This is a genomic window from Peptacetobacter sp. AB800 (assembly GCF_047807365.1).
Lineage (GTDB): Bacteria > Bacillota > Clostridia > Peptostreptococcales > Peptostreptococcaceae > Peptacetobacter.
Map to the genome: position 1 here is coordinate 56,888 of NZ_JBLOUI010000005.1, position 22,239 is coordinate 79,126.

Annotated in this window: 19 protein-coding genes and 1 riboswitch; of the genes, 11 read left to right on the top strand and 8 right to left on the bottom strand. The window is 32.8% G+C overall.

Annotation, left to right across the window (positions count from 1 at the left end; translation table 11 throughout):
- Nucleotides 1-19 precede the first annotated feature (19 nt).
- Complete coding sequence (locus ACK2WN_RS03450) at nt 20-1,024, bottom strand: aspartate-semialdehyde dehydrogenase (protein ID WP_178412745.1); 1,005 nt, start codon at nt 1,022-1,024, stop codon at nt 20-22.
- A 103-nt stretch (nt 1,025-1,127) separates the two neighbouring features.
- A riboswitch (Lysine riboswitch) is annotated at nt 1,128-1,293 on the bottom strand.
- A 241-nt stretch (nt 1,294-1,534) separates the two neighbouring features.
- Here ACK2WN_RS03450 and ACK2WN_RS03455 point away from each other — a divergent pair.
- The 8 genes from ACK2WN_RS03455 to ACK2WN_RS03490 all read left to right on the top strand — a co-directional run bounded on the left by ACK2WN_RS03455 (nt 1,535) and on the right by ACK2WN_RS03490 (nt 10,891).
- Entirely contained in the window at nt 1,535-2,731 is a 1,197-nt protein-coding gene (locus tag ACK2WN_RS03455) for an L-serine ammonia-lyase (protein ID WP_416154851.1), read from the top strand.
- Nucleotides 2,732-3,240: 509 nt separating this feature from the next.
- Nucleotides 3,241-4,335 carry an amidohydrolase gene (locus ACK2WN_RS03460; protein ID WP_416154852.1) on the top strand — a complete coding sequence of 365 codons (1,095 nt, stop codon included), beginning with the start codon at nt 3,241-3,243 and terminating at the stop codon, nt 4,333-4,335.
- A gap of 41 nt (nt 4,336-4,376) precedes the next feature.
- Nucleotides 4,377-5,534, top strand: coding sequence for a M20 metallopeptidase family protein (locus tag ACK2WN_RS03465; protein ID WP_416154853.1), 1,158 nt, complete (start codon nt 4,377-4,379; stop codon nt 5,532-5,534).
- Between the two features lie 372 nt (nt 5,535-5,906).
- On the top strand, nt 5,907-6,653 hold the full coding sequence (locus tag ACK2WN_RS03470; RefSeq protein WP_329999856.1) for a class I SAM-dependent methyltransferase: 747 nt from the start codon (nt 5,907-5,909) through the stop codon (nt 6,651-6,653).
- Nucleotides 6,654-6,712: 59 nt separating this feature from the next.
- Entirely contained in the window at nt 6,713-7,588 is an 876-nt protein-coding gene (gene hslO, locus ACK2WN_RS03475; protein WP_416154854.1) for an Hsp33 family molecular chaperone HslO, read from the top strand.
- A gap of 419 nt (nt 7,589-8,007) precedes the next feature.
- Nucleotides 8,008-8,535 carry a hypothetical protein gene (locus ACK2WN_RS03480; protein ID WP_416154855.1) on the top strand — a complete coding sequence of 176 codons (528 nt, stop codon included), beginning with the start codon at nt 8,008-8,010 and terminating at the stop codon, nt 8,533-8,535.
- 60 nt (nt 8,536-8,595) lie between these two features.
- The gene (locus ACK2WN_RS03485) at nt 8,596-10,572 is read left to right on the top strand and encodes a cell wall-binding repeat-containing protein (RefSeq protein ID WP_416154856.1); all 1,977 of its coding nucleotides are present in this window, start codon (nt 8,596-8,598) and stop codon (nt 10,570-10,572) included.
- A complete protein-coding gene (locus ACK2WN_RS03490) occupies nt 10,490-10,891 on the top strand; it encodes a cell wall-binding repeat-containing protein (protein ID WP_416154857.1) in 402 nt (133 codons plus the stop codon). The genes ACK2WN_RS03485 and ACK2WN_RS03490 overlap by 83 nt, the downstream gene beginning before the upstream one ends.
- A gap of 87 nt (nt 10,892-10,978) precedes the next feature.
- Here the strand turns inward: ACK2WN_RS03490 and ACK2WN_RS03495 are convergent, their stop codons facing one another.
- From ACK2WN_RS03495 to speD, 7 genes are all read right to left on the bottom strand, one after another.
- Nucleotides 10,979-11,833, bottom strand: a complete 855-nt coding sequence (locus ACK2WN_RS03495; RefSeq protein WP_416154858.1) for a cation transporter — start codon at nt 11,831-11,833, stop codon at nt 10,979-10,981.
- Between the two features lie 194 nt (nt 11,834-12,027).
- Nucleotides 12,028-12,570 carry a GNAT family N-acetyltransferase gene (locus ACK2WN_RS03500; RefSeq protein WP_416154859.1) on the bottom strand — a complete coding sequence of 181 codons (543 nt, stop codon included), beginning with the start codon at nt 12,568-12,570 and terminating at the stop codon, nt 12,028-12,030.
- Between the two features lie 85 nt (nt 12,571-12,655).
- Entirely contained in the window at nt 12,656-13,858 is a 1,203-nt protein-coding gene (locus ACK2WN_RS03505; protein WP_329999867.1) for a Fic family protein, read from the bottom strand.
- A gap of 440 nt (nt 13,859-14,298) precedes the next feature.
- Nucleotides 14,299-15,801, bottom strand: coding sequence for a polyamine aminopropyltransferase (locus ACK2WN_RS03510; protein WP_416154860.1), 1,503 nt, complete (start codon nt 15,799-15,801; stop codon nt 14,299-14,301).
- Nucleotides 15,802-15,815: 14 nt separating this feature from the next.
- Complete coding sequence (locus ACK2WN_RS03515) at nt 15,816-16,247, bottom strand: DUF350 domain-containing protein (RefSeq protein WP_416154861.1); 432 nt, start codon at nt 16,245-16,247, stop codon at nt 15,816-15,818.
- A gap of 24 nt (nt 16,248-16,271) precedes the next feature.
- Entirely contained in the window at nt 16,272-17,366 is a 1,095-nt protein-coding gene (locus ACK2WN_RS03520) for a DUF4178 domain-containing protein (protein ID WP_416154862.1), read from the bottom strand.
- A 1-nt stretch (nt 17,367) separates the two neighbouring features.
- A complete protein-coding gene (gene speD / locus ACK2WN_RS03525; RefSeq protein ID WP_416154863.1) occupies nt 17,368-17,712 on the bottom strand; it encodes an adenosylmethionine decarboxylase in 345 nt (114 codons plus the stop codon).
- 319 nt (nt 17,713-18,031) lie between these two features.
- Here speD and rpoN point away from each other — a divergent pair, with 319 nt between their 5' ends.
- From rpoN to gap, 3 genes are all read left to right on the top strand, one after another.
- Entirely contained in the window at nt 18,032-19,387 is a 1,356-nt protein-coding gene (gene rpoN, locus ACK2WN_RS03530; protein WP_416154864.1) for an RNA polymerase factor sigma-54, read from the top strand.
- Between the two features lie 468 nt (nt 19,388-19,855).
- Nucleotides 19,856-20,878 (top strand): sugar-binding transcriptional regulator, encoded by a 1,023-nt coding sequence (locus ACK2WN_RS03535; RefSeq protein ID WP_300529368.1) that lies wholly within the window; start codon nt 19,856-19,858, stop codon nt 20,876-20,878.
- 62 nt (nt 20,879-20,940) lie between these two features.
- Nucleotides 20,941-21,948, top strand: a complete 1,008-nt coding sequence (gene gap / locus ACK2WN_RS03540; protein ID WP_300529370.1) for a type I glyceraldehyde-3-phosphate dehydrogenase — start codon at nt 20,941-20,943, stop codon at nt 21,946-21,948.
- Nucleotides 21,949-22,239: the final 291 nt, after the last annotated feature.

Genomic DNA, 22,239 nt, shown 5'->3' on the forward strand with positions numbered 1-22,239 from the left:
TTAAAAAATATAATTTATTTTAAACTAATTCCATTTCTATAGCTTTTTCAGCTATCTGAACTGCATTAGTAGCAGCACCTTTTCTTATGTTGTCAGCTACAACCCATAGGTTAACACCGCTATCAACACTGAAGTCTCTTCTTATTCTACCAACGAATACTTCATCTCTATCAGAGAATTCAGCTGCAGTAGGGTATAAGTTTTCTGCTGGGTTATCAACAACAACAACATTTTCCATAGCAGCTAAAGTAGCTACAAGTTCGTCTAAATCGAAATCTTTTTCGAATTCAAGGTTTATAGACTCACTGTGTCCGTTTTTAACTGGTACTCTTACAGTAGTAGCAGTTATTCTTATAGAATCATCGCAAAGGATTTTTCTAGTTTCGTTGACCATTTTCATTTCTTCTTTAGTGTATCCATTGTCTAAGAATGAATCTATGTGAGGAAGACAGTTGAAAGCTATTGGATGTGGGTAGAATCCTGTTGGATTTCCTTTTGATCCTTCTTCTAAGTCTTCAACACCTTTAACACCAGAACCAGAAACAGCCTGATATGTAGAATATACTATTCTTTTTATAGTGTATTTATCATGTAATGCTTTTAATGGTAACATAGCCTGAATTGTAGAACAGTTAGGGTTAGCTATTATTCCTTTTTTGTGTTCTTTTATTGCTTCTGGATTTACTTCAGGAACAACTAGTGGAACTTCTGGGTCCATTCTCCAGAAACTAGAGTTGTCTACAACTAGAGCGCCATTTGCTGCAGCTATTGGAGCGAATTTTCCACTTGTAGAACCTCCAGCTGAGAATAAAGCGATATCTATGTTTCTTCCAGTAAATGAATCTTCAGTTAATTCTTCAACAGTGTATTCTTTTCCAGCGAAAGTTACTTTTTTACCTGCTGATTTTGAAGAAGAGAAAAGATATAAATCATTTATTGGGAATTCTCTTTCTTCTAAAACTTTTAGGAATGTTCTTCCTACCATACCAGTAGCACCAACTACTGCTAAATTTACTTTTTTCATTAAAAATCACCTCATAAACATTATACATTATTTTTAATATTCTATATACACAAAAGACGCACAAAGGAATACCTTGTACGTCTATAAATTCTTATAGCAAAGTAAACCTTGTAGCTCAACACTAAACAAGTGACAGTGCAGTATATATTTTATACTACCCCAGAAAAAATCTGTGCCCAGATAAATTCTTCGGCCATTTTCCCTTTCGTACGAGATAAGTTTGCCAACTAGCTCGTAATACTGATGAAAACAGCGCCTCTACGCAGGTTATAGATATTAAATTAAACTCTTAAAGCAATAATAATACATTCTAGTAAAAATTGCAATACAAATTTGAATAACAAATGAGAATATTAAGAAAAATTCGATTTGAAAAACTTCTATCCAAAGTCAATTTTTTTATAAGAAAGCGATATTTTTTAGAAAAAATTATGTATAATAAAAGTGGACATAAAATAAAAAAATTATAATAAAAATTATTTTAGAAAATATATATAATGGAGGAAAAAAATGGATACTTTAAAAGAGTTATACAAAATAGGGAACGGGCCATCAAGTTCACACACAATGGGGCCACAGAGAGCAGCAGAAAGATTTAAAAATGAAAATCCAGATGCAGATAGCTTTAGAGCAACACTTTACGGAAGTTTAGCAGCTACAGGTGCTGGTCATTTAACTGACTACATAATAATAAAAACTATAGCTCCTAAAAAAGTTGAGATAGTATGGAGAGAAGATATAATAAAAGACTTCCATCCAAATGGAATGCTACTTGAAGCTCTTGATAGAGACGGAAATACTACTGCACAGTGGGAAGTATTCTCAGTAGGTGGTGGATCTCTTGCTGAAGAAGGAAAGAGAAATACTTCTGCAGTTAAAGAAACATATCCTCTAAGTACTATGGACGAGATAGTAAAATGGTGCAAAGACAACAACAAAACATTAGTTGATTTTGCCTTAGAAAATGAAGATAGTGACATAATGGATCACATAAATACAATAAGAGAAGCTATGAAAAAATCAATAGATGAAGGATTAGCTACTAATGAAGTAATACCAGGAAAATTACACTTAAAGAGAAGAGCTGGAGTATTCTATGAAAACTTCAAAAAATCTAATGACTTCTCTACCTTAGTTTACGCTTATGCATTAGCAGCTTCTGAACAGAATGCTTCTGGTAATATAATAGTAACTGCACCAACTTGTGGTTCTGCGGGTGTTTTACCAGGTATATTCTTCGCTATGAAAGATTATATGAATTTAACTGATGAACAGGTAAACGAAGCTATAATAGTAGCTGGTATAATAGGAAATATAATAAAAACTAATGCGTCTATTTCAGGTGCAGAAGTTGGATGTCAGGGTGAAGTAGGTGCTGCATGTTCAATGGCAGCTGGAGCAGTTGCTTATCTTCAGGGCGGTTCAATAGACCATATAGAATACGCAGCTGAGATAGCTCTTGAACACCACTTAGGTATGACTTGTGACCCAGTTTACGGATATGTTCAGATACCTTGTATAGAAAGAAATGCTATGGCAGCACAGAGAGCTTTTGATGCAGCTAAGTATGCTATGATAACAAACGGAGAACATTCTGTTTCATTAGACCAGGTTGTTGAAACAATGAAAGAAACTGGACTTGACATGATGGATAAATACAAAGAAACAGCTAAAGGAGGATTAGCTAAACACTTCTTCTCTTGCTAATTTTGCTTACGGGAGGGGCTACTGTGATTTTTCGCAGAAGCCTCTTTTTTAATGCTTCAAATAACAAAGAATCTCCTCTCCAGGCAATCAAGTTGCATTGTCGAGTTCGATTTCTTTGTTATTCAAAGCAAAAAGAAGGCGTTCTTAGCAAAAAATCGCAGTAGCCCCTGTAAAGTAAAATTAGAAAAGAGAAGAAGTGTTTTGAAGCTAGGACAGAGGGGATATAGGTTTGGTGGAAGAGGTTGGGGAAAAGTTTGTATGTTAGAGCTTATATTTGGGTAAAAGTAGGTTTTATATTTTAGACGGGGTATGTGTGTTTTGTTTTTTTGAAAAAATTCTGAAATTTTGTTGTTTTTTCTTGTATTTAGTTTTGTTTAATGTATACTATAAATAAATTGTTTTTTAGTTATGTTTTAGGTATACAAAATTTTAAAAAAGTATGTTGAAAAAATAGATTTTGAGATAGAGGGGTGAGATTTTTGAGAGATTTTTCATTTTTAGAGGGTGTTATGAAGCATCATAGAGAGGTTTTGCACGAGGTTGCAGAGCTTGGGAGAGAGGAGTTTAAGACTTCTGAGTATATTAGAAGTTATTTAGATAAATTGGGTGTTGAGTACGATAAGTGGCTTGGTACTGGTACTGCTGGGATTATTCGAGGTAAGGATGCAAAGAGAACTATAGCTTTTAGAGCAGATATTGACGGGCTTATGACTGAGTGTGGTGTGCAGCATCTTTGTGGGCACGATGGACACACAGCAATTCTTTTAGGTCTTGTTGAGTTCGTTAATGCTAATAAAGAGAAGTTAAACGATAATTTTGTGTTTATATTCCAGCCTGCAGAGGAAGGTCCTGGAGGTGCCGAGGCTCTTGTTAATGAAGGGATTTTGAAATATTATGGAGTTGACCAGATTTATGGACTTCATATTTATCCAGAAATCTCCGAGGGAAAAGTTGGTATTAGGGAAGGATATTTCCTTTCTCAGATTGGTGATTTTGAGATAGATATTTACGGAAAGAGCAGCCATGGTGGTTCTGCTCCAGAAGCTGGGATAGATGCAATTACAATTTATGCGTCTTTAGTTAGCAGTATGCAGACTATTGTTTCGAGAAATGTTAGTCCAATAGACAATGCAGTTGTTAGTATTGGGAAGGTTGAAGGTGGTTCAAGAAGAAATATTATCGCTGAACACGTTCATCTTGAGGGGACTATTAGATGCTTTAAACCAGAAGTTTATTCAAAGATTAAGGAGAGATTTTATGAAATTGCGGATGGTTTTTCAAAGGCGTTTAATTGCGAGATTAAGGTAACTATTAGAGATGATTATCATCCTGTAAACAATAATTCTGAGCTTTGTCAGGAGTTTATTGAGGCTGTTGGCGATGACAAGGTTAAGATTTTGGATCCTTTGATGATTGCAGATGATTTTTCATATTATCGGGAAGAAGTACCAGGAATTTTCTTTATGCTAGGTGCAAGAAACGAGGAAAAAGGATTTGTAAATGGACTTCATAATTTGAGATTTAACTTTGATGAAAAGATATGTGTAAATGCTTTAGATGCCTATATTTCAATGCTTGAGTACAAAGGCTCAATGGATAAATAGATTTTAGAAAAGATTGTGTAAAGACGTTTGGTGGTGAGATTATGGAAGAAAAAAATTGCGTATGTAATGGAGAATGTTTAGATAAAGTAATGTATTTAAAGGACAGTGTGTACGATTATAGAAAGAATTTGCACTGTATTGCTGAGGAAGGGCGAGTTGAGTTTAAGACTTATGATTATATAAAATCTGTTTTGGACGGACTTGGTTTAGAGAGTAAGAAATGGCTAGAAACAGGGCTTGCAGGAATTATAAAAGGTAAAGATGCACAAAAGACTGTTGCATTTAGAGCAGATATCGACGGACTTATGTCTAAGGATGGAACTGTTAAGCACCTTTGTGGACATGACGGTCATATGTCTATACTTTTAGGGCTTATCAAGTATGTAAACGATAATAAAGATAAGTTAAAGGATAACTTTGTGTTTATATTCCAGCCTGCAGAGGAAGGACCTGGTGGATCTGAAGATATGGTGAAAGACGGAATTATAGAGTATTACGGAATTGATGAGATATACGGACTTCATGTAAATCCGTTGCTTGATGAAGGCGTAATAGGAATTAAAAAAGGGCCTATGATGGCGGGGACAATAGATTTTGAGATAAATATTGTGTCTAAGAGTGCACATGGTGCAATGCCTCAAAATGGTATCGATGGAATTGTGATTTCTGCTGAGGTAATTAACTCACTTCAGACTATTGTTTCGAGAAATATTAGCCCAATAGACAGCGCAGTTATCACAGTTGGTAAGATAAGAGGTGGCGCAAGAAGAAATATTGTCGCTGAAAATGTGTCTTTAGAGGGAACTGTGAGATATGCAAAAGATGAGGTTTATGCAAATGTGCTTGATAGGATGAAGAAGATTTGCGAATTTACTGCAGCTAAGTATGATTGTAAGATTGAGATGAGTGTTTGCAATGAATGTCGGGCTGTGATAAATGACGATAATTTATATCAAGAGTTTAAAGATGCTTTTAAAGGGGATAATGTTGTGGAACTAGATTTCCGGATGGGTGCAGAGGATTTTGCATTCTTCCAGAGAGCAGTGCCAGGATTTTTCTTCAATGTAGGTACGAGAAATGAGGAAAAAGGGTTCACTGCGGGACTTCACAATGAGCAGTTTGACTTCGATGAAAAGATAATTTTAAATGGGGTTGAAGTGTATAGAAAATTAATGGAATATAAAAATATGTTCCTATAGAAAAGAGGGTATAGCCAAAAGTACTCCAGGCTTCAGCGCCACGCACTTTTATGTAACACATTTAAAGGTTCGTGGCGCTTGCAGTATTGTCGTGTTTTTTGGCTATTACCCTCTTTTTTTATGAAGGAATATGTTTTATATTCCATTAATTTTGTATAAGTGAGTGTGGAGTATGTGGCGCGTATAGTATTTTTTATGATATAATATACTTTATGCTATTATGGTTAGAAATATTGAGTTTGAGGTATATACTATGTATGAGTGTGGATATTTGATGTACAAGTGTTTATATTTCGAATTTTGATATTTTGCCTAATATAGTTTTTAGATGTTTTAGTTTTAGAAAAATATTATGATGTTGGGAGATTTGAGATGGATCAGTATAGAGATTTTGCATTTATATACGACGAGCTTATGGACGATGTCGATTATGATAGATGGGTTGAATATATAGAAGAGATTATCAAGAGTGAGGGTGCTGAGGTGCAGAATATTCTCGAGTTAGCTTGTGGTACAGGGAATTTGACTATACCTCTAACTAAGAAGGGATACGATATAGCTGGGATAGATATTTCTGCGGAAATGCTTGAGGTTGCTATGGAAAAGGCAGAAGAGGAAGGTGTGCAGCTTGTTCTTTTACAGCAGGATATTGCTGAGCTTGATTTTGATGTGCCAAACCTTGATTGCATACTTTGCGCTTGTGACGGATTCAATTATTTAACATATGATGACGATTTAGAGTATGTATTTTCAAAGGCTCACGAGCTTTTAAAAGAGGATGGGATATTTGTATTTGACATTAGCTCATACTATAAATTATCTAAGGTGCTTGGAAATAATACTTTTGCTGAGAAGAGAGAAGATGTCGTGTATATGTGGCAGAACTATTTCGATCCAGAAGAGGATTTAGTCGAAATGGAACTTACATTCTTCGTGAAAAACGAGGACGGTACTTTTGACAGATTTGATGAGGTTCACCAGCAGAGAGCTTACGAAACAGAGGATATATTAGAAAAATTAGCAGATGCAGGATTTAGAGATATCAAGGCTTATGGAGATTTTGCATTTGAAAAACCAAAGAAAGATGCAGAAAGAGTATTCTTTGTTGGTAGAAAATAATTGGTAAATAAAAATTGTAAATAATAAAAAGTAAATGAATTTGGAAAGGAAGAGTTTTGATGAACGATTATGTAATAAGAGCGACTTCTCAGAATGGGGAAGTTAGAGCATTTGTTGCAACGACAAGAAATTTAGTTGAAGAAGCGAGAAAATCTCACGGAACTACAAAGGTTGCAACTGCAGCACTTGGAAGAACTTTAACAGCTACATCAATGATGGGGCTTATGATGAAAAATAAAGGTGACGAGTTGACATCTATAATAAAAGGTGACGGGCCAATAGGAACAATACTTGCAACTTCTGATGCACAGGGGTTTGTTAGAGGATATGTTTCAAACCCAGATGTTGAGGTTGAAAACTATCCAAACGGAAAATTAAATGTAGCAGGTGCAGTAGGTACAGAAGGAACTTTAAAAGTAATAAAAGATTTAGGACTTAGAGAGCCAGTGAATGGATTATGTCCGATAGTTTCTGGGGAAATAGCAGCAGATTTTACATACTATTTCACAGTTTCTGAACAGACTCCATCAGCTGTCTCACTAGGTGTTTACACAACTCACTATGAAGTTGAACATGCTGGAGGATTTATCGTGCAGCTTATGCCAGATGCGACAGAAGCTACAATTTGCCAGCTTGAGGAAAATATAGGAAAGATAAAATCTATCACAGAGATGTACAGAGAAGGATTAACTCCTGAGGATGTGCTTAATTTAGTGCTTGAAGGTTTAGATCCTGTGATTCTTGACAAGGTTGAGGTAGGATTTAGATGTGTTTGCTCTAAGGATAGAGTTAAGAAGGCATTTATCGCAATGGGTAAAAAGGCGCTTGCTGAGATTATAGAGGAAGACCACCAGGCAGAAGTTACTTGCCAGTTCTGTAATAAGAAGTATCATTATGATGAAGATGAGTTAATGGAAATTTTAAAAGAGATGTAGTATAGAGAAAGAGAAGGAAGTATCATTCGCTCCAGGCAATCAAGTTGCATTGTCGTTGATTGATATCTTCCTTCTCTTTTTTTGTGCAGTTTGTGATTTGTTTGAGATTTTTTATTAGATTTTAATAAAGATTGATAAATATTTGGTGTATAAAGGATATAATAAATGTGTTGGCTAATAAGACGTTAATTAATATGAAGTATGTTAGAGAGATAATGGAGTTTTTAAATGAAAATAAAAAATATTTAAAAAATTATGTGTATATGCTATAAATTTTAATATAAATATTACTAATATTATCAAATGGAGTTTATGTTAAGGGTAAGCATAGAGGGAATGCGTTCTTTTAAGAGGGTGTTTTTTCTATGCTTTTATTTATATATCAAAGAATTATAGGTTGAAATTTTGGAGGTGTTGGTATGAATAAGAAGAAATCAAAAGAATTGGCATTTTTATTAGCAGCTTCTTTATTAGTTCCATCTGTGAATGGAATAGTGAGTGCTGCTGAATTGGATAATGTGAAATCTACGGATAAAGTGGTAGCATCTCAGGAAGCTACAAATCCAGATGGAAGTTATACGAGCACTCAAGATCCAATTACTCAAAATGTAGCTAAGATAGGGAATGAAGAATATGCGACTTTAACAGAAGCTATAAATAATGCAAGTGAAGGAGCTACAATAACGTTATTGGGTAATGTAACAGAGGATATTACTGTAAATAAAAATATTACTATAGATGGTCAAAGCAAATATACAATAAGTGGATACACTATTTTAGAAAAAGGTAAATTAGAAAATGTAACTTTAAAAGCAAGAGAAGATAAAGTTAGAATTTTATTAATAGGAAGTGAAAATAAAAATACAATACTAATGAAGTATGTTACCATAGTTTATTCAGTAGACAAAAGAAAATATGAAACTAGTATGCTACCTGGAAATGAATAAGATATAAAAATAGAAAATTGTACATTTACAAATTATCCTAATAATGGTGGGAATGTAGATATGGTTAATGAGTGGTCATATGGTTTATCGCTTTCTAAAGAATGGGATGAGAATGAAAAAGTAATGAAATATAATAAGGGTAGTGTAGAGATAATAAACAATACTTTTGACGGTGCGTTTAGAACTATGTTACCAAGTATAAATGGAAATGTTATTATAAAAGGTAACACATTTAAAAATAGTGTTGCAACTGTGGCTGAAGGACCAGACGGAGGAGCAGGACCACAAGCAACATGCATAACAACAGATGATACAACAAAAAATAATTTTGTTATACAAAATAATATATTTGATAATGCAGGGGCATTTCTTTTCCAAGATACAGCAGATGTAAGAGGTAATACATTTAAGTTTGATAGATTTTCCGTACATTATATACAAAGAAGAAGACATGTAGAGAATAAAGAAATCGATTTAAGAAATAATATATTTGAAATGGGTGAAAATAAATTAAAGATAATGGATTCTGCTTCAACACCGGTTATACTACCTGCAAATGTAAATGCAATAGCATTTTGGACTTGGTCTTCAGCTGAAGGAACAGTAGATCCTAATCAAATAAATCTTTCTAACTATGAATACAAATTTAATGGAGATGGAACTAAAACATATTATCCGAGTTCAGAAAAGGCATTAAAAGAATTTGTAAATCCTAGGGATGTTAATGACACAAGTGTAAGAAACAACGAAAAAGTAGTTGTATCAGATAACATGACAATCGAAGCAGAAACAGCAGTAGATATACCAAAAGATAAAAATATTACTATTGAAGTTCCAAAAGGAAAAACTCTAACATTAAACTCAGCAGGTGCTATTGATGTAACAGGCAGCCTAACTATATTAGGCAATGGAGAAGTAGTAATAGCTAAATCTGGAGAAGTTAGCGTAAACAAAGATGCAACTTTAAATATAACAACTAATGTTGACAACAAAGGAACAATAGATAACAATGGCGCTATAAACAACGGTGGAAGAATCTCAAATTCAGGAAAATTAACAAATAATAGCCAAATAAATAACTCAGGTAAAATCTCAAATTCAGGGGAAATAGTGAGTGAATCAGGGAAAAAAGGAGAAATATCAAATAGTGGTACTATAGCAACTCAAGAAGGTGGAAGTATTAAAGGAAACGACATTAATAAAGTGGATGATGGTACAACTATATTTCCCAATGACTATAAACCAGTAGATATTAAAGAAGCTTATAAATCTTCAAATTCAATTACTATGTCAGTGGCTGATTTTGGTAAATTTAATAAATTAGGCGAGGTAGAATTTACAATAGTAGAAGGTTCAGTTACAGAATCAAGAGGAGGAATTTGGGTAAGAGCTATAGATGGCAAGGTTACATTTGATGGATTAAATCTAAATACAAAATACACAGTATTTGCAAGATATAAAGGATTAGGAAATACAGAAGTAAAGATGGAAGTTAGTACGTTATCACCATCTACAGGTGGTGGTGGAGTAGTAGCCCCAACATATACTCACGAAGAAATAATAGGAACAGACAGATATGACACAGCAGCAAAAATAGCTGACAAACTAGGCTCATACGATAACGTAGTCCTTGTAAACGCAGAATCATCAATGTCTGATGGACTATCAGCTTCTGGACTTGCAGGAAAAGAAAACGGAGCAATCCTACTAACTAAAAAAGACTCTATACCTAAAGTAACAATGGACAGAATCAAAAAAGTAAAAAAAGTTTACATAATCGGTGGAGAAGCAGCAATAAGCCAGAAAGTATCTGATGAGATAACTAAAAACGTTCCAAATGTAAAAGTTGAAAGACTTGGTGGAAAAGACAGAGTTGAAACATCAGAAATAGTTGCTAAAAAACTTGGAAACTATTCAGATGCATTTGTAGTTAATGGATTCAAAGGTGAAGCAGATGCAATGTTCAGCATCATCAGTTGCAGCAAGAGAAGAAGCTCCAATACTATTAACAAACGGAAAAACTTCAACTCATGCTAAAAAATCTGGAGTTAAATACTATGTAATCGGTGGAAACTCTGTAGTTGATAAATCAATAGCTGATAAATATAACGCAGAAGTATTAGCAGGAAAAGACAGATATGCGACAAATAAAGAAGTTATAAATGAATTCTACTCAGGATCAGACAAAGTTTACATAGCAAATGGAGATAAATTAGTTGACGCATTAACAGCATCACCATTAGCTAAAAAAGACGGTATAGTTCTTGTAAATGAAAAATCAGACAAGAGCATATTAAAAGGAAAAGACACAGTTCAAGTCGGTGGAATGGATTTTGAAATAGAATTTGAAAAATAGAAAACTAAAAATTAAATAAAAAATAAATCCCTCATCTAAAAAAGGTAAGGGATTTTTATATATATTATTATTATCTTTTACAAATAATTATGGAACAAGAATAAGTTCACAAGTACATTCCTGGAATTTTTCTTGCATAATTTTATTTACCTTTGATACCGCACTTGATAAACTAGCAACCTCTAAACTAGTAGCTTCAATTCGGAAATAGACCGCAATCCACAAGTGACGTCCTGTTTTTGTAATATCAAAAAATACAGGATTGAAGTTGTATTCATCTAAAATAGGGTTGCAAATTGCTTTCACTTCATCCATATAAACCTTGTTTGGCGAGAATAAAAATACGTCTTTAACAGCTCTCCACAACACTTTTATACTTTCTGGCAGCATGAATACCATAACTACTACGGCTACAATTTGGTCAAAGTATGGAGATATGAAGCCAAATGGTGTTTTTTTCAGATATAAAGACACTAAAAAAGCAAGCGCCATACCCATACTGTACACTATATCTAGCTTCCAACCGAGCAACTCTGCTTCAATTGTAGGTGAAGATAGGTTGCGATTTAATCTTTTCATAATAAGGAGAATTATAATACTCGCTACTCCAAGACAACATTGGAATATTGAAACTTGTGCGTTATTTACAATATTTCCGCCTGATAAAGCAGAATCTAATACTTCTGCAGATACACCCATAGTTACGGATAACATCATAACACTTTTGATTATGACAAATATCGACTCTACCTGAAAATACCCGTATGGATGCTTTTCAGATACAGGTTTATGGAATAATGGGGTTAAAAATAGGAGCAATGCGATAAACACAAGCTCTGATGCGTCGTATACGGCATCTGTAAGTGCTGATTGAGAGTGGCTGTAAATAGCAAAAATAAACTCTGCAATAGCAAATAAAAGTCCAGATAAAAAGGACAACATTAAAATCTGTTTTTCTTTTTTTTCAGTTATCATTGTACACCTCTTTGAATTTATATTACTTCATTTCATCAAAAATTCTACACAATCAAACTATCATCTCATTTCTAAAAGGTATGGCAAGTATTATACTAAAAGAAAAGCCAGTTGTATAGTATAAATATATTTAATATTTGTTAAGTATGATTTTATATTTTTTATAAATATTTCACCATGAAATGTACATCAGTATACGTTCCATCAGAGTATTTCATATTATTTGGCAAAGTTGCAACCTTTTCAAATCCTAACTTATTATAAAGAGAAATAGCATTTCTATTATTTGCAGCAACCTCAAGTTCAACCTGTTCAATTCCGTTATCTTTAGCTATTTTACAAACTTCTTCAATCATAATCCTTCCAATTCCAAGTCCTGTATATTCAAGGTATAAAACAATTCCAAGACTTGTTCTGTGCTCTAGTCTTCTCGCATGATTACCCATAAGGGAGCAGTTTCCAACATGTTTTCCGTCTAGCATACCGATAAGCAGCAAATCCGAATCCGAGTCGTTATTTTCTTTTATATATTTCTTTTCATCAGCTATTGTAAAAGTGATTTCGTCTGGCTCTTGAATTAAAAAAGGTGTTTCTGCGTAGACTTGCTTTAAATATTTTAAAAGCATCTCAGCTTCATCTTCCTCTGCATTTCTAAGAACCAACTTGCGTCCATTTAAATCAAATTCTTTTGGTTTAACTATCATACAATCACCTCTATTAAAAAGTTAAATTAACTAAAATTATATCATAAGAAAGGAAGTGGTTATCCACTTCCTACAATTATAATTTTTATATATTATTTTTAAATTTGTATTTACCTTTTCCATGACCGGAAACAGATTTAATAATACCAACATCTAATAAATTTGAAAGTAATCTAGAGCTAGCTGATGGTTTAAGACCTAGTAAATCCATAACCATAGATCTTCCAAATATTTCATCATATCCAAATCTATCAAATAATAATTGAATATGATTTAATGTTTTAGTAGAAAAGCTATCTATTTTTCTACTAAAGACATATTTTAAATTATTTTCTATGTTATAAATATACGAATTTTTGTTTTTAATATCCATTTCTTTATTTTCAATATACGAATTTATAGATTGATTGTACAATTCTGCTTCTTTAATGTACGAATTTTCATCTTTAAAATTCAAATTATCATCCCAAAGTCCACTAATATGCATACTTCTATTATGTAGTTCATTTTTTTCATTTAAAAGAAGATTTCTCAAAAATATCTCCAAGTATTTAGTTGTTTCATGAACATTATTCTGTATATTTGTATAATTTGCACGAACAAGAGAATTTCTAAAATACCATGAATTCTCGGCAAATATATCATTTGTCACAGAAAAACCAAGAGTTCTCAAATACTTAATGAAAAACACAGCAGTTGTTCTAGTATTGCCCTCTCCAAATATGTGAATTTGCCATAACCTAGAAACAAAAACAGCAAGATGATGAATAGTTTCATCCATAGAAAGCCCTTTATAGCTGAAGTTTCTTTCTTGCTCAAAATCATACTCTAAGGTAGCTTTTAATTCTGATGCAGTACCATATGTCACGCTAGCCCCGTCCAATACCCACTCTTTTTTTGTAATATTGTAATCTCTTATCTTTCCAGCATATTTATATAAACCATTAAACAGTTTTTTGTGGATTGATATATACTCTGCAGGCGAGAAAGAAAATGCTGTTTCAGAAAGTAATTCTGCTATGCGAGCAGATACTTTATCAGCTTCTTCTGTACGTTCTTCATCAACTGAGTGCTCAGTCTTTTCCTCATAATATGCGTCTATTAAATTTTGAGCTTCTTTTATGGAAATTTTCCCCTCAATATTATCTATAGCTTTATCTATTAAATATTTTGATGTTTTAAGTCCATCCACAGCTTGAAGACCAATAGCAGTACTCCATGCATAACCTTTGATAGCTTTAGAAGGCTCGGATGCTTTTATATATTCTTTAAATGGATCTGTCTTCATAATAACTACCTCTTCTTAAAATAATTGTATCTAATATAATAATACTACATAATTACACATATTATACGAGAAAAAAGAGATGCTAAATAAAATATTCAGCAACAATTGAAGACTCTATGCGGCTACATAAAAAAAGGAAGTGGATCACCACTTCCAACATTGTATAAATTATAATATTACTCCTCAGTAAAGGAAGGATGTGAAATAATATACTCAGCGACAATTTAAGACGCTATGCGGCTATATAAAAAAGGAAGTGGCTCACCACTTCCTACTTAATTCTATTTACTCAATATTGCCGAATAGAGAATGGTATGATCTAGTGCAATTCAACGACAATCTACAGACGTTTTCTTCTTTGTTATAGAACAAAGTTCGAATAAAACAAAAAAAGCGTCGAAGCCTGGAGTGAATGCACTAGTCATACCTTCTCCTTCAAATTACTCCCAGTTGCGTACTGCCTTAGAGTAGTATGTTATCAACCGAGGTTTAGACAACGAATTAATCTCAACTTCACCCTTAGGCATCTCATCCTTGCCAAACTCAAACAGCGAATCTAAATTACTCTCATCCAAAAACCTAGTATCGACATCTATCTCAAACCTATCATCTAACTTTTTCTTAGAAGCTAAGTTAAATCCCCAATCTCCAAAAGAGGGAACTTGAAGATGATATGGCTTAACATAAAACCCTTCGCTTTCCAGAGTATCATTAATACACCAAAAAGCATTAGCAGCATAATATGGACTAGTAGATTGAACTGTCATAATCCCATCATCTGTAAGAGAATTGCTACAAAGTCTATAAAAGACATTAGTATAAAGCTTATTTAAAGACTCATTATTTGGATCTGGCAAATCTACTATGATAACGTCAAATTTCTTATCTGTATTTTTTAGAAATTGATAAGCATCTTGATTAACTATAGTTAGCCTATCGCTGTTTAACGAATTTTTATTAAGCTCCTTTATTTGCTTATTTTCCCTACAAAGATTTACCATATCTTTATCTAAATCAACAAGGGTAATGTTTGGTTCTTCATATTTCAAAATTTCTCTAACAGCAAGGCCATCGCCACCGCCCAAGATAAGAACATTATCCTTATTCTTTGCCTTAGACATTGGAACATGGACAAGGGCCTCGTGATATCTATACTCATCTGCTGAACTAAACTGTATATTTCCGTCTATAAACAGTCTTAAATCATCTTTGTGTTTAGTCATTACGATATGCTGATACTTTGTATGTTTTGAAAAAATAACCCTATCTCTATATAGTCCATCCTCGACACGACTAGAGATATTATCTGAAAACAACATTCCAAGAAGCATAACAACAAATAAAATTACGACAGATATTCTATATACCTTTGGATTTATTAGCCTATCTGAATACTTAAAAATAATTAGAGTTGCAGCCAATGTGTTCATACAACCTATCAAAAATGATGTTGCGAAATATCCAAGATGTGGAAGCAATATAATTGGAAAAGCTATTGATCCAACAAGTCCGCCTATATAGTCAAAACTAAATATAGATGAAAGAGTAACTCTAAGATTTTCATTATCGTCCTCAATAATTCTAGTAAGTATTGGAATTTCTGCACCGACAAATGTACCTATCACTATTATCTCTATATACATAACAATCTGATATGTTTCTAAATATAAATTTGCGTAGAATAGGATTAAAGCAGAAGTACCACCGACTATTGCCACACCGATTTCTATAAATACAAACCAATTAAAAAGATTATTTTTCATATACTTAGAAATATATGAGCCAAGTCCCATTGCGCACATATACAATCCAATTGTTATAGAGTATTGAAGAGTTGTGTCACCTATTAAATAAGAGCTTACGGCACTTATTATAAGCTCATAGCATATTGAGCAACCTGAAATAATAAGTGTCGTAAGCATTAAAAGTCTATATTTTTTCATCAATTAATCTCCTATTAACTGATAACGCCGCTGATTACTAGTGCAAGTCCGATAAATATACCAAACACCATAAGACCTGCAGCTACATTTCCGTTTCCAATTTCTTCGTTTAGGTTGTAGCGTTTATTAAATAGACTAACAACTACATATCCAAGTATTAAAAATACCATACCTAAAACAAAGTAAAGAGAAGTGTTTAATATGCCAGATGCTAAACTTTCGCTGACAGCTTCTGTAGATGGTGACATAATTGCTGTGCGAAGAATAAGACCTATAGCTATAAATGAACCAGCGCTAAGCCAGCCAACAGCTTGATTTCCCTTTTTTATTTCTGTAGGAAAATGACAAGGAACTACTAAATCTAAAAGGAAGTTTCCAAGCATCATAAATACTATTCCAAGTATCGAATATATTGCAATATTAGTGATTTCTGTTAAAAAAGCCATATTTTTAATCTCCTTTTTAAAAAATTATTTTCCACTACTCAAGCCACCACCAGAAGATGTTCTTGAGTTTACACTGTTTCTTTTTATACTATCTGAGTATGAATCGTATTGATCAAACATGTCTGTATCTAATCTTTCTCCATTGTAGTTTTCATAAGGAGAATGATGTCTTCTGTACCTTCTAGCATCTCCTAAATATGCAGCAGAGTAGTAATATCTTCTGTAATAACTATGGGTATGCGCAGATGAGTGATAAGGTTCTTTATCTGAAGTATAGGCGTATTTTCTATTTGAAATCTGCACAAGAACCTCATTTGATACAGATATATATACCATGCAGTATTCGTCTTCAGTTAGGATTGCAATGCTTTCACTTCCTTGAGTTTTGTCTTCTTCTACATCTAAAACATTGCCATCAACAGCTTCTATAATAGTCATTACTGTATCTTCCTTAGAAAGTGATGATTTGTACACATCTGCCTTTTCTCCATCATTTCCTGTAATTGAGGTAACATAAGTGAATTGGTTAGATTTTTTTAAGAACTTTGCAATAGACTTTCCTCCAATCATATTTCCTATAAAACCTATAGCAAATACAAGCAACATAGCTATTCCTATTACAAAGAAAGGATTGATTCTCTTTTTACCATTTCTAGAAGAAGCAGAGGATTTAGAGGAATTTGTTGAAAAGTTACTTGCATCTGAGGTATTTGCAAAACAGATTTCATTTTTATCTAGGTAATAACCTCTAGAAAATTCTTTTATATCGTTCCATTGTTCAACAGATATAATCTTTTCTTCTGTTCTATCCTCGTATTCACAAAATGATGCACTATCACCAACGACGACATCTACATCTCCAGAAACACTTACAACTTCCCGTATTCCTTTATCTACTTGATGGTATCCGTCTAGTGAAAGTTCCCCAGTAGTCCAAGAAATAGAGTATTCTCTATACTTATCGTCGATACTCAGCCACCGCTCACCAGGTCCAAATCTTTCAAGAAGCCTATACTCAAACCAAGTACAGTTGTCTGAATAATTTCTAAACTGGATTTTTCCAACAATCTCATAGATTACTTCATCAACTTTTAAAAATTGACCGACATTATATTCCACACTATGCACCTCCTTTAATATCTCTATTAAATCTATTTTGTTTAATTGATTTCGCATCAAAAGCATCTTTTAAAAAACCTCCAATAGATTCTGGAACTTTTTTATCACAAGAAAAAATATCTACAGCTACATATCCGTACTCTGGCCAAGTGTGAATTGAAAAATGTGATGTAGAAATAACCGCGATGTATGTTATTCCTATTGGAGAAAATTTGTGACTACATTCTTCTACTATATAAGCATCTATATCAGAAATAGCCTTGTGTGCAATTTCTTTTACAAGCTCTAAATCATCTATTTTATTTTTATTACAATCGTATAAATCTAAAAATAATTGATATGCCATTTATCTTTCCTTTCAAAAATTAAATTTAAAAATTTTAAATATTATAAATATTATAACATAGAAATTATACTAGGTTAATTGAAATATCAAATTTATAGTTTAATAGATTTGACTAGATTAATAACAATCAATTATAGAACAGATTTATGTATATATAAAAAAATTGAATAAAAACTCATTACAAAATTCATCAAATTTTATACAGAAATTCAACCTTTTGCTATATAATATAATTATGAATGTTAAATAATTGGAAAAATATTGGGTATTAATAAAATAATGGATATATAGAATATTTTAAGAAAGAGTGGGCTATATTATGAATTTCAAAAATACTTTGGAGTTAAATCAGTCTCAAAAGCTGATTTTAACTACACAGCTAAAGCAATCTCTCGCAATTCTTAATATGAGCAGACTAGAAGTAGAGGAAGAAATTAGAAAGGAGTCTGAGAGTAATCCGCTTTTAGAAGCTGAGAGAAATGATGAGGGAATTGATTGGGAAAAATATATAAAGCATATGGAGTCTGTTAATATTAGAGAGGACAAAAATGATGCACCGTACAGTTCTGAGAATGCTGTCGATTTTGAAAATATGATAAGAAGTACCAGTAATCTATATGATTATTTAATAGATGAGTTAAAATACTTTAAGCTTACATTTGAGGAAAAAAGAATTTGTAAATATATAATAGATAGTTTGGATGAGGACGGATACCTTAGAATAAACGATAAGGAAATTTACGACGCGTTGAGAGTAGATGCTAGTCTTTTTAGAAGATGCTTGGATATAGTTCAACAGCTAGATCCACCGGGAATAGGAGCGAGAAATATTTCTGAGTGTTTAATACTTCAGCTTGAGAGAAGGGGGATTTCAAATAATATAGTTGAAAATATAATTATGAATGACTTGGAGCTTATCGGAAGAAATAAGCTAAAAGATATAGCTAAGAAGTATAAAATAAGTATAGAGAAATGTAAGGAAGCTATTGAAGTTATAAGACACTTAGATCCTAAGCCAGGAAGAGCTTGTTCAAATGATAAGTGCGTTTATGTACAGCCTGATGTTATTGTAGATAAGATTGACGGGAAATACATTGTACATACAAATGAAAAGGATGTATACAATATAAAGATAAATGATTTTTATCGGAATATGATGACTGATAAGGAGTCAGATAAAGAAGCTAAGGAATTTATAAAAGAGAGATTAAATTCTGCAGCAACTCTTATTAAAAATATAGAGAGCAGAAAGAGTACAATTCTTAGAATTGCAGAGGCTATTATAGAAGAGCAGCAGGAGTTTATCCAAAAAGGTGAAAAATATATCAAACCTATGAAGATGAAGGATATTGCAGATAAGCTTGAGATTCACGAATCTACTGTCAGTAGAGGGGTGAATGGAAAGTATATGCTTACTCCATTTGGGCTTTATGAGTTTAAATTCTTCTTTAATGCAGCTCTGGAAACTGATAATTCATCAGAAGGAGCATCTAGTGCGGGAATTAAGAGGGATATTAAAGATATAATAGATGGAGAAAACAAGAAAAAACCTCTTAGCGACGATGCTATTTCTAAGATGTTAAAAGAAAAAGGCGTGAGTGTGGCTAGAAGAACTGTTGCAAAATATAGAGAAGAGATGGGAATACCGTCTTCAAGTAGAAGAAAAGAATTCTAATATTAGAAATATAAAATTTAAAAATAGAGAGATTAAACCTCGTATGTTGATTAGATAAAAAATCAATGTACGAGGTTTTATTTTTTGTAAAATAAATACAATTATTTGTATTGAAAGGGAAGAACAAAATGGATAAAATTTTCATAGAGGGTCAAATTTGCTCCCACAATATTGTATAAATTAGAGAAAGAATACTATTAAATTTCGGTTAAAAAATTTGAATCAATTTGAGGAAAAAATTGGGGAAAGTTTAAGAAAGTTTTGGGAAAACGGTTTGAACAAACGTTAAAATTCTAATATTTTTGATATATCGTTTTCTTTTGCAAAAAAAACAAAAAACTTTTAATAATTTTCAAAAAAGGTATTGAAAAATTTGAACAAATCTTATACAATAAAATTAACTTGTGGGACTGAAATAAACATAGGGGACAAAAAAAGTCCCAGTCAGAAAAGCAAGAAGGAGTAATTATGAGAAAGTTAATAGAGATACAGAAAAAGCTCATCCCACATGCGATAGAGCTTATGGAAAGAAGATATATAATACTCAGACAAATATCTGTTAGTCAGCCAATTGGAAGAAGAACTCTTTCAAATCGCTTAGGAATAAGTGAGAGGGTTGCTAGAACAGAGACAGAGTTTTTAAAAGAGCAAGGTCTGATAAATGTAGCTGTATCTGGAATGACTGTAACAGAGGAAGGAGAAGAGCTCCTTAAAAAACTAAAAGATGTTATGGTCGACATAATGGGTATAACAAACCTTCAGGAACAGGTTAGAGAAAAGCTTGGAATTAAGAAAGTTGTAGTTGTCCCAAGAAACTGTGAAGATGATGAAACAGTTTTAAAAGATGTAGCTAAGGAAGGTTCAGAGTACTTCTTAAGTGTATTAAAAGATGGAGATAAGGTAGCGATAACTGGTGGAACAACGATGTTAGAATTTGCCGATTCTGTGAAAACAGAAAAGAAATTCGAAGATTCATTAGTAGTTCCTGCTAGAGGAAGTGTTGGGACAGAGGTTGAAACTCAGTCAAACAGCATAACAGCTAGATTAGGAAAAAACATCCATTCAGATTATGAATTACTTCATATCCCAGATGAGCTTGGAGAAGATGCTATGAGAACTTTAGCACAGATTCCAGATATAAGAAGAACATTAAAGCATATAACAGAAACTGATATATTAGTTTTTAGTGTAGGAAGAGCTGATGTGATGGCAGAGAGAAGACATCTTGATGAAAATCTTAAAAAAGAGATTCTTGATAGCAATGCAGTCGGTGAAGCTTTTGGTTATTACTTCGATAAAGATGGAAATGTGGTACACAGACTTAGCACAGTAGGTATAGATCTTGATACCTACTCAAAAGTTAAAGAGAATATTTTGATATTCGCCGGAGTCGAAAAAGTAGAGGCTTTCATGGCAATATCTGAAATAAACAAGAACTTAGTTCTTATAACTGATGAGCTTAGTGCTCAGAAAATACTTGAATATAAATAAGTATATAATTACGGTAAAACCGCAAAAATAAAAAATTTTAAATTACTTTAGGAGGTAGCGACATGGTAAAAGTAGCTATAAATGGTTTTGGTAGAATAGGTAGATTAGCATTAAGAAAGATGATGGAACAGCCAGAAAAATTCGATGTAGTGGCAATAAATGACTTAACAGACGCAAAAATGCTTGCACATTTATTCAAATACGATACAGCACAGGGAAGATTCAATGGTGAAATAGAAGTTAAAGAAGGTGCTTTCGTAGTTAACGGAAAAGAAATACAGGTAACAGCTGAAAGAAATCCAGAAAACTTACCTTGGAAAGAATTAAACGTTGATATAGTTCTTGAATGTACAGGATTCTTCACTTCAAAAGATAAAGCAGAAGCTCATATAAAAGCAGGTGCTAAAAAAGTTGTTATATCAGCTCCAGCAACAGGAGATTTAAAAACAATAGTTTACAATGTAAACAGTGATATATTAGATGGTACAGAAACAGTTATATCTGGTGCTTCTTGTACAACAAACTGCTTAGCTCCAATGGCTAAAGCATTAAACGACAAATTCACTTTAGAAAAAGGTCTTATGACAACTATACATGCTTACACTAATGACCAGAATACATTAGATGGCCCTCACGCTAAAGGTGATTTAAGAAGAGCAAGAGCTGCAGCTGGAAACATAGTTCCTAACACAACTGGTGCTGCAAAAGCTATAGGTTTAGTTATACCAGAATTAAACGGTAAATTAGACGGAGCTGCACAGAGAGTTCCAGTAGTAACTGGTTCATTAACTGAATTAGTTTGTACTTTAGGTAAAAAAGTTACAGTTGAAGAAGTAAACGCAGCAATGAAAGAAGTAGCTAACGAATCATTCGGATACAATGAAGACATGATAGTATCTTCTGATATAGTTGGTATGAGCTACGGATCATTATTCGATGCTACTCAGACAAGAGTTATGGAAGTAGATGGACAGCAGTTAGTTAAAGTTGTTTCTTGGTACGATAACGAAATGTCTTATACTTCTCAGTTAATAAGAACATTAGGATACTTTGCAGGATTAAGCAAATAATTAAACAAATAATTTAAAATTGTTAACCTATATACACTTTATAATATAAAACTTGAATACATTTAAACCTTAATATGATGTATGTACCCCCATACATACAGAGTTATTAATGTACTTCAGACGAAAAAAGTCCTAGTTTGTAGTTTTGTTACTGCGGACTCGGGCTTTTTTTGTAAATATGGAAAAGATAAACGATATACATAAAATATAAATAATATGGTATATTTATAATAGGAAGGTATGATTAAGTCATACTTTTAAAAAATACTTCAAATAAAAGGAGAAATTACT